The organism is Pelistega indica (genome assembly GCF_000506865.1).
Taxonomy (GTDB): Bacteria; Pseudomonadota; Gammaproteobacteria; order Burkholderiales; family Burkholderiaceae_B; genus Taylorella; species Taylorella indica.
The window spans coordinates 1-11313 of record NZ_AYSV01000106.1; the positions used below are offsets into that span (position 1 = coordinate 1).

General features: G+C 35.0%; 11 protein-coding genes and 2 pseudogenes. All 13 read left to right on the forward strand.

Going from position 1 to position 11313, the window contains the following annotated elements:
• Window positions 1-272 precede the first annotated feature (272 nt).
• Window positions 273-390 (forward strand): annotated as a pseudogene (locus tag V757_RS29995) (RHS repeat-associated core domain-containing protein); the annotation flags it as partial.
• Window positions 391-844: 454 nt separating this feature from the next.
• Window positions 845-1564, forward strand: coding sequence for a hypothetical protein (locus V757_RS24840; RefSeq protein ID WP_023952323.1), 720 nt, complete (start codon window positions 845-847; stop codon window positions 1562-1564).
• 393 nt (window positions 1565-1957) lie between these two features.
• Window positions 1958-4396 (forward strand): type VI secretion system Vgr family protein, encoded by a 2439-nt coding sequence (locus V757_RS28140; protein ID WP_023952325.1) that lies wholly within the window; start codon window positions 1958-1960, stop codon window positions 4394-4396.
• Between the two features lie 23 nt (window positions 4397-4419).
• A complete protein-coding gene (locus V757_RS24850; protein ID WP_023952327.1) occupies window positions 4420-5064 on the forward strand; it encodes a DUF2169 domain-containing protein in 645 nt (214 codons plus the stop codon).
• Window positions 5018-5248, forward strand: a complete 231-nt coding sequence (locus V757_RS30000) for a DUF2169 domain-containing protein (protein ID WP_081710697.1) — start codon at window positions 5018-5020, stop codon at window positions 5246-5248. The genes V757_RS24850 and V757_RS30000 overlap by 47 nt, the downstream gene beginning before the upstream one ends.
• Window positions 5235-5615 (forward strand): hypothetical protein, encoded by a 381-nt coding sequence (locus V757_RS24855; RefSeq protein ID WP_023952329.1) that lies wholly within the window; start codon window positions 5235-5237, stop codon window positions 5613-5615. Before V757_RS30000 ends, V757_RS24855 begins: the two co-directional genes overlap by 14 nt.
• A gap of 16 nt (window positions 5616-5631) precedes the next feature.
• Window positions 5632-7158 (forward strand): pentapeptide repeat-containing protein, encoded by a 1527-nt coding sequence (locus V757_RS24860; protein ID WP_023952331.1) that lies wholly within the window; start codon window positions 5632-5634, stop codon window positions 7156-7158.
• Window positions 7151-8206, forward strand: a complete 1056-nt coding sequence (locus V757_RS24865; protein ID WP_023952333.1) for a pentapeptide repeat-containing protein — start codon at window positions 7151-7153, stop codon at window positions 8204-8206. The genes V757_RS24860 and V757_RS24865 overlap by 8 nt, the downstream gene beginning before the upstream one ends.
• Window positions 8194-8916, forward strand: coding sequence for a DUF3540 domain-containing protein (locus tag V757_RS24870; RefSeq protein ID WP_023952335.1), 723 nt, complete (start codon window positions 8194-8196; stop codon window positions 8914-8916). The genes V757_RS24865 and V757_RS24870 overlap by 13 nt, the downstream gene beginning before the upstream one ends.
• A gap of 11 nt (window positions 8917-8927) precedes the next feature.
• Window positions 8928-9314 (forward strand): DUF4150 domain-containing protein, encoded by a 387-nt coding sequence (locus V757_RS24875; protein WP_023952337.1) that lies wholly within the window; start codon window positions 8928-8930, stop codon window positions 9312-9314.
• A gap of 191 nt (window positions 9315-9505) precedes the next feature.
• The gene (locus V757_RS24880) at window positions 9506-9817 is read left to right on the forward strand and encodes a hypothetical protein (RefSeq protein ID WP_023952339.1); all 312 of its coding nucleotides are present in this window, start codon (window positions 9506-9508) and stop codon (window positions 9815-9817) included.
• A 109-nt stretch (window positions 9818-9926) separates the two neighbouring features.
• Window positions 9927-10676 (forward strand): hypothetical protein, encoded by a 750-nt coding sequence (locus V757_RS24885; RefSeq protein ID WP_023952341.1) that lies wholly within the window; start codon window positions 9927-9929, stop codon window positions 10674-10676.
• 420 nt (window positions 10677-11096) lie between these two features.
• A pseudogene (locus tag V757_RS24890) lies at window positions 11097-11301 on the forward strand (transposase); the annotation flags it as partial.
• Window positions 11302-11313 lie beyond the last annotated feature (12 nt).

Consider the following 11313-nt stretch of genomic DNA (forward strand, 5'->3'; position numbering starts at 1 on the left):
TMWGCACATGCTATGCAATTCGTTACGTTGCGTGACTGCCGAGCTATTACGGTAGAATTAAAGCCAATTTACTAAGCGGTTACTGAAGATTTAGCTATTTAAGTACTCGAAGAGTTTAAAGCAAGTGCTTAATTATGTCCAAAGCGGCAAGAAAAGGAAGAGATTCACAGTAAAAGTAATTATCGTGGCAGAAATGCTCTTCACACTTATCGTTAAAGCAAACACTCAGATCATTCTGTTGTTCCTAGTCAGAAAAGTAGACAAACTCTCCCTTTAGGTATTATGACCCAGAGCTAGGTCGCTTTATCAGCCAAGACCCGATCGGCTTGACGGGAGGGATTAACCTCTATCAATATGCCCCGAATCCTGTGGAGTGTCGATACGTGGGGTTGGCTAGAAGTTATGCTGGCAAGCAATAACAAATTCATGCATTAGCTACTGATTTAACTCAACCAAAGCATGTAAGACTTAGTTAAAGCCTAACAAGTGAAACCTAAAAAAGTTTTTTATGTAAGTCTGGATCATGAATTTTTACACAATTAAAATGAAACTATCATGATATACATTACCAGTAATAGAGCTTTTATTAAAACTGGGTTAAAGTAAAATAACGGTCTATTTATATAAAGAAAAGATTAGCTAGTTCATTAATCAATATGAGCTTGTAGATGGACGCTGTTATGATGTTGTTATATTTTAGTCATTATTGTGATTTAGACTATATTAAAAAGTACCAAAAAATTTAATTTTAATCATTGAGACATAAGTATTAATATGCAATTATCGTATTTCTGGTTTGCCTATCTTTGTTTTTTTATTTATATTTTTCCTCTTATTTTTTGTCATGCTTATTGGTGGAAGTAGCTCACCATTAATAGCACAAATTGCTTTGGGTATTGGTAGCGCAGCGTGGTTACTCTATTTAGGATATATAGCTAAAAAGTTTATTTATGCTCCTTTAACTGCTATTAAACAAACCCAAACGGTTCGCCAAAATGGAAAGCAAGTAAAGGCAGAAGTCTTAAGCAAAACGCTTTTACAAGAAAAATCTGACTATCAGCTGATTAAAATTTTAGTTTCTTTTCCTAACTTTCAAGGGACTGACGTAACGACTTATGTTGAACTTAAGGATACACAACCAACGATGAAGCGCTTTGAGAAGGGTCGTGTTATTAATGTGTTTTTAAATTCTCAAGGTAGTCATCCACTATTAATTGTTGAGGGTGCTGAATCGAATACACATTCATTGGCGTTTGGTGTGTTATTTTGGGTATTTACGCTATGTTATGCCTTACTCACGTTCGCTTATTGGACGTCAATGCTATCAGGGCAGTTTAGCATCCAATACTTAAGTCTATTGCATCCGTGGGTATTAATACCATTGGGGGCATTATTTATATTTAAAGTAATGGGTTTTGCATCAAGGATAGGAAGAAGTCCGGCAATTGAGCAACTTATTCTGTATGGCAAAAAGACTAACGCAACAATTGATGATTATCATCAAACGGGGACTTTTATTAATGAACAGCCTCAAATTAGTTTTCAATATCTCATTGTAAGATGATAAGTTACAACAAATAAGTACAACCTATAAACAAATAGTATTACTGACGGATTTGCATAAATTAAAACAAGGGGATGTAGAAATATTATATTTACCAGACAATCCCACAGTGGTTAAAGTGCTGGGTTTTTAAAATTTTGTTAGTCATTGATGAACGTTAGGTCCAAATTTGATAGGGATAAACCCTAATTTTTTTATTAAATTAATCATGAAGGGTAAATTTTAAAAATCGTTGAAAAGCCTATAAATACTTTCTATTAGCTATAAAAAGACATCTAATCTTTACGGTTTTAGTAAAAAATCGTAATAAATCAGTCATTTAGATGACATATAAGTTTGTTATAGTGGCTGGCGTTCGACTTATTTGTCTCAAATTTTATGGAATGATTTTGTATGGATATCCCAGCTAGTTTAGGCTTTAATCGCCCTATCGTTGCACATACGGCATTGCCAGGTGTTTTATTTTTTCTGAGTCTGAAAGGAAAAGAAGGTCTTTCAACACTTTTTGAATTTGAAGTAGAATTGGTTGCAAAAACTTCAACCCTTGATATTCACTCTTTGATAGGAAGTAAGATTTCTATTCAGATTGAGCAATATCATAAAATACCTCGATTTTTAAATGGGCGTATCTTTAAATTGGAATTGGTTGGGCGCGAAATGCCTAACTCACAGTACTATATTTATAAGGCAACTGTGAGACCACAAATATGGGCATTAACTAAAGACAAAAGCTACAAAATTTACCAACATAAGACAGTGCCAGATATCTTAAAAGATGTCTTTGATCGTTATGGTATCGAAGCTGACTTGCGTCTTTTTAATAGTCATAGAGAATGGGAATATTGTGTTCAATACGATGAGTCAACGTTTAATTTTGTTAGTCGTTTGATGGAACATGAGGGGCTTTATTATTGGTTTGAGCATAAAAAAGGTCATCATGTTATGGTCGTTACGGATGATTTGGCTGCTCATAAATCTTATCCTATGTATGATGTCTTTAAGTACAATGATCAGCAATCTCATGTTGAGTCTAATGAAGAGATTGTGACAAAGTGGCAGCGTAGTAGTGATACTCAGCCATCACTTTACTCTACTGTGGATTATGATTTCCGTAAGCCAAGTGTTTCACTTGATGCAATGGCGCAAGGTGACAAACATGGTGAACAAGATACAATTGAAGTGTATGAATGGATTGGTGGTTATCAAGAATTAGATCATGGTGATAGCTACTCAGCGCTACGCTTACAAGAATATGCCTATTTAAAAGAAATAGCCACAGCTACTACAACTGTTCGATCAGTTGTGCCAGGATATACTTTCCGCTTGCGTAATCATCCTTTTGTTAAAGAAAATAAAAAATATCTGATTTTGAGTGCTAAGCATGATATGGCTGTTGCGGGGTATTCTACGGGAACAGATCGTAAAGATAAATTTGTTACGACCTTCTCTTGTTTTCCGGCAAATATTCAATTCCGTGCAGAAAGAAATACACCTAAGCCTAAAACCTATGGCCCACAAACAGCTAAAGTGGTGGGACCAGCAGGGCAAGAAATTTATACAGATAAATACGGTCGTGTGAAAGTCCAATTCCATTGGGATAGAGACGGTAAAAGCGATGAAAATAGCTCATGTTGGATTCGTGTGTCTAGTCCATGGGCTGGTGGTGGTTTTGGTGGATTGCAATTACCGCGTATTAATGATGAAGTTGTTGTTGATTTTATTGGTGGGAATCCAGACCGTCCGATTATTTTAGGACGTGTTTATAACGAAAATAATATGCCACCAGTTAATTTACCAGCAGAAGCTAATATTAGCGGCTTTAGAACACAGTCAGTGTACGGTGATTCTAGCACAGAAAATCATATGCTTTTCATTGATCAGTTGGGTAAAGAGTTAGTTGATCTACGTGCACAGTACGATATGATTGTAAATGTGCTAAATGATTTAACGATTACGGTGGGGAATAATCGTACGGAGACAATAGGTGCGAATCTCAAAACAACGGTAGGAGCCACAGAGGAACGTACCGTTCAAAGCACGCGAACAACTACTATTAATGGCTTGGAGACAGGTAATTATACGGCTAGCCGTGTACAGACAATTACGGGTACTCAAGATACTGAAGTGACCTCTAATGATACGTTTAAGGTTGGTGGTAATCAGAAAACAACCATTGATGGTAATCATGAAGAGACGATTACAGGAAATGATACCATTAAGGTGACAGGTGCTCGAGATGAAACAGTGACTGCTGGTGTAACAGAAACATATAATACAAAATATACACAGACCATCAATGGTCCAACAACAAGGACGATTACAGGAACTGTAACAGATACAACGACAGGTGCGGTTACTGATACTATTACAGGAAATGTGACATCTACTATTAATGGTAGTTTAACCGATCATGTTACGGGAACGAGCACAAGAAATTATGATGGTGCGATAACGGATACCTTAGGAGCGAATTGGGATGTAACTGCAGCAGGAAATATTAACTATACAGGAACGGCAGGTATAAAAGCAGAATCACCTGCTAGTATTACGGTAAAAACTCCACATTTTATAGTTGATTCAGATAATTTCGAACATCTACAGGCCGTTCATTCACAACAATCACAAAGCGCTTTTCAAACTTTCTTAGATATTATGCATTTTGAAGCAATTAGTTATAAAACAACTATCTTCACTAGTACGATCTATGGCGTAAAAATAGATGCTGGTGGTTATAAATCAGATTTTGGCGGGGCAAAGATTGATTGGGATTATCTTTATACTGCCATAGGTTGTTTTGCTTTGGATGTGAAAGCATTTTTTTGCCGATCGTAATATTCTTAAAGGTTAGTTTTAATATGAGAGTTATAAAACCGTTTAGAAGTACGGTACTTCATAGGCCATATAGGTTTAAGAAGAAGAACTATCTGGGTGTTACGGTTGGTCTGTTGGTAGATTTTAAGGGAGGACAGCACATAGTTCTTCATGAACAAGAATTATGGAAATTGTTTGGTGAAGAGTCTATTGCAAAATTTGGAGCAGAGACATTAGATTTTGGGATACCCAAATCAAGGCCAGAGGTATTATTAACAGCATATGCTTTTGGTAAATATGCTATAGATGGTCGCACTGGAGTGTCTTTACAGGTTAATAATATAAAAAAAGATTTGTGGGTTACTGGTACTCGGTACTGGGTTGATGGTAAAAGTACTACTCCCCAATCTTTTGATAGCATTTCGATTAGTCGCTATAACACCTTTGGTGGTGTAGGCTTTGACAATAATCCTGTGGGTAAAGGGAAGTCCAAAATTCAAGTTGATGGGATGCTACTAAAAGAATTGCCTAATGTGGAGAATCCATTTAACCCAGTATACAACGAAAATGATGAATATCCAGATATTTCATATGGACCTTTACCAATAGAGTACCCAGGTAGAAACTCTCTAATGGGAACCTATGAACGAAAAATGGAAAACAGAGGAATTTCCAGGGTTTGCCAGTGACATAGACTGGGAGTATTTTAATCAAGCACCTAAGGATCAAAGATTAAATAAATTAAGTGTGGGCGACAAATTAACGTTTACCCATATGCATCCCGAGCATGATGTATTGACTTTCAGTATTCCTTCAATTAAACCTAGTAGTTTTTTTAAAATTAGCTTTACCAGAGTCCATGAGGGAGATTAATGGTTATGAGCATATAGTTAAAAGTGGTGATCTTAATGAAGTTAATCTTAATTTGACAACCGTATGGGCTTTTCCGCATGAAGAAAAATCTATTTTGTTGTATCAAGGTAGTTATATAGTCACTGAAGATGATGGGAGTGATATAGAGTTATTGGCCATTGCTGTAGAGGATGAACAGCGACCTAAAAGTATAGACTACTACGCAGATGTTATCACAAGGCGTATGGATTTAAAGAAAGGAGGTCTTTATTCATTATTAGAGACAGAACTACTAGATGAACGATTTTATACTCCTAATCAATTTGAACAGATAGAATTTACACCTATTTTAGAAAAAAAAATTAAATCAAGCCCAACAAAAATTTGATAAGTTAAGAGAAAAATTGGAGAGTAAAGGGATTAACCATGAGCAAGTAGAAGAAATGCTGAAAATGGTTGATAAGAGTAATTTACCTGATTATGCATTAAGCATGTTGTCTGATATGAAAAAGCAGGATATGTTACGTGCATTACTTAATAAGAAAATTAGTTATCAGGAGTTTGTTGCTTATCAGATAAAAGAGATAGAAAAAATGCCATCTTTTCTAGAAATGAATAGACAGAATAGAAAAGCAACAAGACAAATTAAGGCTCAATATAAAAATAAGTTATTGGATAATAATGAATCATCAGAACAAGATTTATACACCCAAAAGATAGCAAAGAAAAATGTTGAGTTTCTACAAAAGCACATGAACCAAAAAGTACCCTTTAATCATATTAATGGCATAGATGAAATAGGAGAGAAGGGTATTTACTTTGATAAATTAGAAGAGACGATTCAACAAAGTAGAGTTAATTATCTTGAATCTATTAATACTACTAAATCTTCAGGAGTAGATTTATTTGATGTCGATGATAATAGTGCAAATAAAGAGATTTTTGAGATAGTTGATTTTGAACAAATTGATAATTTGTTATTGAGTATTAATCAGCGATTTTTAATGTCGGGAGTTCGAATAGAAGAGGCAAATCTCAAGCATAAAAAACTCTCACAAGGAATTTTTAGGGAGTGCACTTTTAGTAATTGTGATTTATCTAAAGCTCAATTTGTAGGAAGTAAATTTGAAAAAGTTATTTTTCAGGGATGTAACTTTACAGAAGCAAATTTTGAAAAGGCTGTGTTTAAGGAGTGCAAGTTTATAAATTGTACTTTAATTAAACTAGGAGCTAATCTTTCGAAGTTTGAGATAGTAGAGTTTATTGAATCTAAAATTTCTGCGTGGAATCATTTCAGGATTTTTTTTGAAAAACTTATTTTTGAGAAATGTTATTGTGAGGATTGGATTTTATCTCGGACATTTTCATCAAAAATTTTATTTAGATCTTGCCATATTATTCGGTCAGGATTCGTTATGGGGCGTCTTGAGGAACTTGATTTAGTCGGTTGTATAGTAGAATCGCTTAGTGTTGTTTTAGTAAAGAAAATAGGTTGTTTAAATTTCAATAGTTCAACGATCGAAAAGCTATTTATTAAGGATGGAACTAGTATTCAGAACTTTCATATAGATAAATGTAATATTCATTATTCTGGTTTAAGAGGGATAATAGTTAACAAATTTTATGTTCTAAATTCTAATTTAGATAGAAATGATTTATCTGAGTCAGAGTTGCTTTATGTAAGCTTTGAGAACTCTACTTTTAAATATTCAATGATGATAAGGACAGTATTTTATGATTTTAAATTTAAATTAGTCGATTTATCATTTTCTATGATGAAGGCCTCAAAATTTAAACAAGGAATCTTACATAAAGTGTCATTTTTTTCTACAGATTTATCTCTTGTAGATATTGATAATAACACTATTCAGGAAAGGTGCTTAACGGAAAGAGCCAATTTACTTCCAAAATATGGTGACTATTATGGCTAAAAGTATCAGTTTTGAGGATGTTATCACTTTAGTAGATGAAGGTTATACTGTAGAGCAAATAATTTTATCTGATATAAATTGGAAAGAAAACGATATAAAAGGAGCTTTGTTTCAGCGTAGTTTTTTAGCTTCTGTTTCGTTTCAAAATATTGAGATAGAAGACTGTGTCTATGAAACTGTATTTTTTGAGAAATGTATTTGGGTTGGAGTAGAGGCGAAAAACGTCGCATTTCATAATTGCCATTTTTATGATTGTGTTTTTCAAGCTTCTAAATTTAAAAATTGGCAATATATAAATTGTTATTTCCATAATTGTTATTTTCAAAATATGGAAATTGAAAATACTGTTGTGGGCATGCCCAAAGAGTTAGCAATAGATATCAAAAATTCAACAATAAAGCTATTGACTCTTTTTGATACAAAATCAGCCAAATTAACTTTTAATGGATGTGATGTAGAGCAACTTATTTTGAATCGCTTTCAATATGATCTTTTTCAGGTAATAAACACAAATATTAAAAATTTTGTAGCACTAGAGTTTTCTGGTGATGGATGTAATTTTCAAGGGTTAAATTTTCAGCAGGCTCAGTTTACAGAAGGAACTTTTCGGAACGCTAATTTTAGGCAATGTAATTTGGAGCAAGCGTGCTTTAAAAGTTGTGATTTGACAGAGGCAAATTTTGAAGGGGCTAACTTGAAATTTGCGTTAATGATGGATGCTCAACTAACTGGAGCGGTATTTAAGGATGCTGAGTTAGAGGCGGCTAATTTTTCAGACTCAAACTGTATTAATTTAAATTTAAATAATAGTAATTTAAAGAGTGCAATATTTAATCGTTCTGATCTTAGTAAAAGCTCTATTAAGGAATGTAATTTGCTTTATACGGATTTTTCCTATTCGAACGTGAGTGAAGCTGATTTTACTGGTTCGACTTTTAATAGGACAAAAATGCATGCAGTAGTGGATTACCATACAAAATATTCTTCTAAGATAGGGATTCTAGGAAGTGATGAGCAATTGTTAAAGGCGGAATTATGGATGAAGTAAAGAAATATGATAATCGTCAGTATAAACAAGAGTTTGAACAGAGTACTAAGGAAGCTCCTGAGTTCACTAGTCTACTTATACAGCGAACAGTTAGCAAAAAATCTAGTGGAGTTGATATAGTCTCTGGTCATGCGATTGTTGAGCAAATAGATTCGCTTAATAGAATATTTTGGGTTCGTTTACTGAATGACAATTATTTGCTCCAATCATTTAAGGCGACTTCTTGTTTGCAGCAGATTGATATTGGTGATACTGTTTTAGTGAATGGTGATTTAAATTCAAAAATTTATATTTTGGCTATTTTGGAGAAAAAGCAATCGCTACCTACAATAATTGAGACAGAACAATTCATACTAAAAGCAAAATCTGCACAGCTTATATTGGAGGGTGATTTACATTTGAAAGCAAAAAAAGCTAATGTTGAGAGTAGCCAGTGGTGTGTTTTTGCTCAGAATTATCAGGTTGAATCAGTTTCTTATAGTGTAGAAGCTGTGAATAGTTATTATTCAAGTGAAAAAGTTGAGAGAGTTAGTGATATATCCTTTGAGACTGTTCGGAATGCGACAAGGATGGTTAGTGGTATAGATAAATTAATTTCTTTCAATATGGATTACTCAGCGGAAGCTTTTGCAAAGATAAGTGCACATACAACGATGATAAATGGTTATCAGTTGTTAAAAACAGATGGTAAATTAATGATGGCTGGTTAAGGAGATAAATGATGTTTGCAAATTGTCAACTAGGTGGTATGGATTTAGGTTTTCCTGATGTTTGTCGTACACCTATACCACCAATTCCTTATCCTAATATGGCCATTGGTCCAACTACTATTCCAATATGTTTTAATTTATTATTATGTTGCATGCCAAAGCATAATTTGATGTCTATTAGACCTATGTCACAAGGAGATGATTTAGGTGTTGGATTAGGTATGATATGTCCAACTGTTATGGCACCACAAACTCATGTAACCGGCGCATTTACTCATATTTTAAGAGGAACACCAGCTACTAGGGTAACTAGTCTAGGACCATCAAATCTTTTTAATTGTCCAATTTCGGTACGGCTTATTCCTAGCCAAATTAAACAGTTGCTCCTTTGTGCATAATGAGGTATTTTTCAATTGTCATTTCTTATTGCAAGTATTGTTTTTTCAATTAAACAAATTTGGCCATTTGTGATGATTGGTTTCTTGATAGGGTGGTGGGGAACTCATCATTTTAGATCTGAACCTGACTTATCGCCAGAGGAGAGGAAGCGCCGAACAAAAGTGGAAGGAGTTTTTTTCAGGCTTTTGTTGTGTTATTACCAGGGGTGGTGTTTTTATTTGGGTCACATATCACCAGTCCTTTGATTAATTATGCGGGTATTGAAGCTCTAGCGAAGGTTATTTCTCAAGAGCAAACCTCAACATTAAGAAATAATCAGCGAGTGTTTAAATTAAACGTTATTTATCCTAAGGCGAACGGAGAGTTACAGGAAAGCTCATTTAGAACAGATGAATTTAACTTTTACCCTAGCTATAAGAGTGGCGTATATCCAAAAGTGGGACAAGAATTTAAGGTTAAATATTTACCCGCTATTCCCCGTTATTTCGTAATCTTGCAGTAGATATAAGAGGGTAATGTAGATCCAATTCTATAAGGATAGAGACAGTAAAAATGATTGAACAGCTTGTGCTGAATTGTGTCTCTCGCAAAAAATTATTTGGAAAACTTAATTGGAAGAAGTTATCAGTATTCTCATCTTTATTCTAAATCGCTGGTGGTTAGCTCTGCCATTGGCGCTGTTGTTGGGTGGTTTAATTACTTTTCTACCGAGCTTTTCTTTTTTTAGGCTACTTTTGGGGATAATCGTCTTTTTTAGCCTATTGTTGAGTAGTGTTTTTTCTAGTTTTTTCCTGACTCCGTTAATCAGTCATTACGGTAAACTGGCAATTGCTGAGGTGGTAAAGTCTGAGACTACTATGATGATACAAGAGGAATATGGCAATATTTCTGCTATGACAGCGCAGTATGTGGATGAGCAGGGGATAATGCAGACAATTACTTATAGGGATAATAGTCGACCCGTATACCCTCTATTTAGCCGCTACTATATACCGACTCAAAAAGGAGATATTTTCGTCATTAAATACTTACCCAAGAAGCAGAAAGAGTTTATTTTTCTGGAGGAGTTGACAGAGGATGAGAGGCAAGTGGTTTGCCCTGTTCTCAAAGGTAAGTTAAGTGATTATCAAGCACAAAAATTGTCCTTGGGTAGTGAGCGTGATGTGCTGAAAAGCAAGGTATATCAAGGGTTAACAGTAGAAGAAAGTGATAAGCTTACTCGTAAGATACGCAGGGGGGAAGGCTTAACAGCAGATGAGCAACGCTTAATGGTATTGAATGAAAAATTGCTTGTGCTTGATAGGAATATGGATTCTATTCAGAATGACTTGATTCAAGGCGACCGTTTTTGTCGAGAGTAAATGGTGTAGATATGTGCTCCACAAGGACTTTATAAGATATTTACCGTTAATAATGGTTTTGAGTCGTCTATAGGCTTAAAAACCAGTGTCTTTTGTTGGGATACTTGTGAATTTACACAGCCTCTTGCATAGGCAATGTTAGTCTCAAACAAATGATGCGACAGCGTTGAAGCGCTGTAAGCGTCCGGTGAACTCCGATTGACTTCCGTTTTTAAACGTTCAATGCCCCGATTTTGTCGGGGCATTGTGTTAATTCTTGGTGTCGTTTGGCGCTTGCCAACGATGAGGCAGAAGCTCAGTAATGTCCTTCGCTTTCTGTGTCGGCAATCGTTCCAACTGTAACCATCCCCTAAATTAAGACAACAAGAAAGTAGAACTTTTTTGAACGTTACCGTAAACTTATTTCAAAGGAGTTTTACCATGAGTAAACGTACTAGCGAAAGCCAAATTATCAACATTCTTAAACAAGCCGAGGCAGGCACCCCTGTTCAAGAGTTATGCCGTCAACATGGCATTTCTTCTGCCACATTCTACAAATGGCGAGAACGTTATGGGGGGATGGGAAGTCTCTGATGTAAGACGCTTAAAAGAACTCGAAGCGGAGAATCGTCGGCTCAAGCAGATGCTGATGCCCTGA

Bases quoted from the DNA above. Each gene is read 5' to 3' on its own strand.
- V757_RS24840 (WP_023952323.1), top strand. From the start codon at position 845: ATGCTTATTGGTGGAAGTAGCTCACCATTAATAGCACAAATTGCTTTG.
- V757_RS24875 (WP_023952337.1), top strand. From the start codon at position 8,928: ATGTTTGCAAATTGTCAACTAGGTGGTATGGATTTAGGTTTTCCTGAT.
- V757_RS28140 (WP_023952325.1), top strand. From the start codon at position 1,958: ATGGATATCCCAGCTAGTTTAGGCTTTAATCGCCCTATCGTTGCACAT.
- V757_RS24850 (WP_023952327.1), top strand. From the start codon at position 4,420: ATGAGAGTTATAAAACCGTTTAGAAGTACGGTACTTCATAGGCCATAT.
- V757_RS30000 (WP_081710697.1), top strand. From the start codon at position 5,018: ATGAACGAAAAATGGAAAACAGAGGAATTTCCAGGGTTTGCCAGTGAC.
- V757_RS24865 (WP_023952333.1), top strand. From the start codon at position 7,151: ATGGCTAAAAGTATCAGTTTTGAGGATGTTATCACTTTAGTAGATGAA.
- V757_RS24870 (WP_023952335.1), top strand. From the start codon at position 8,194: ATGGATGAAGTAAAGAAATATGATAATCGTCAGTATAAACAAGAGTTT.
- V757_RS24855 (WP_023952329.1), top strand. From the start codon at position 5,235: ATGAGGGAGATTAATGGTTATGAGCATATAGTTAAAAGTGGTGATCTT.